Source organism: Mycobacterium sp. NGS27, assembly GCF_059813005.1.
Map to the genome: position 1 here is coordinate 1 of NZ_JCALDT010000023.1, position 1,310 is coordinate 1,310.

Genomic DNA, 1,310 nt, shown 5'->3' on the forward strand with positions numbered 1-1,310 from the left:
ACCCCCACCCCCGCCGGCCGAGCCAGCACCGCCCGATTACCCCAACCCTCCAACTGGGCCAACTCACCCGCACCCAACACCTCGACCGAGGACAACCGCCGCGCCGGATCGGCCGTCATCGCCAGCACCACCCGCTGCAACCGCTCGATCAACACCTCAATGCTGGCCGCATCGAACACATCGGTGCGAAACTCCACCTCCCCACCAATGCCAGCAGGCTCACCAGCATCGGTGAAACGCTCCGCCAACGACCACGTCAAATCCATCCGCGCCGTATGGGTATCCGCCCGCAACGGCCGAACCTGCAAATCCCCCAACATCGCCCCGGCCGCAGCACCGTCTTGCCAGTTCTGCCACGCCAACATCACCTGAACCAACGGATGATGAGTCAACGACCGCGCCGGATTGAGCCGCTCCACCAACACCTCAAACGGCACATCCTGATGCTCATAGGCCGCCAAACTGCGCGCCCGCACCTGCGCCAACAACTCCCCCACCGTGGGATCAGCACCCAAATCCACCCGCAACACCAACGTGTTGACGAAAAAACCCACCAACTCATCAAGCGCAGGATCACGCCGCCCCGCGATCGGGAAACCCACCGCCACATCCACACTGGCGCTGACCTTGGACAACAACACCGCTAACGCAGCCTGCACCACCATGAAACTGGTCGCATTATGCTCACCGGCCAACTGACGCACCCGCGCCTGCAACTCAGCCGACCACTCCACACCCACCGTGGCCCCGCGATAATCCGCCACCGCCGGATACGGCCGATCCGTGGGCAACTGCACCCGCTCGGGCATCCCGGCCAACACATCTTCCCAATACGCCAACTGCCCAGCGATCCGACTACCACTGTCCTCGAGCTCACCAAACTGCGCCCGCTGCCACAACGTGTAATCGACATACTGCACCGCCAACGGCGCCCACCCCGGCACCTGCCCCACCGACCGGCTGGCATACGCCACACCCAAATCCCGCACCAACGGCCCCACCGAAGCCCCATCAGCAGCGATATGATGCACCACCGCCACCAACACATGCTCATCCTCAGCAACCCGGAAAAGCTGCGCCCGCAACGGAATCTCACCCGCCAAATCAAACGCATACCGCGCCGCAGCCCCGACCGCCTCCTCCAACCGGCCCACCGACCAACCCACCGCATCCACAACCCGCCAACCGAAATCGGCTTGTGCCGACGCCACCACGAGCTGCTGAGCCATTCCGCCGGGAGCGGCGAATCGAGTGCGCAGACTCTCGTGGCGGTCCACCACATCGGCCAGGGCCGCACCCAACGCCTCGGC

General features: G+C 64.7%; 1 protein-coding gene. It reads right to left on the bottom strand.

Annotated elements, in window-relative coordinates:
* Positions 1-1,310: condensation domain-containing protein (locus AC5Y30_RS25385; RefSeq protein WP_499922047.1), on the bottom strand; the 1,310-nt coding region annotated here is incomplete at both ends.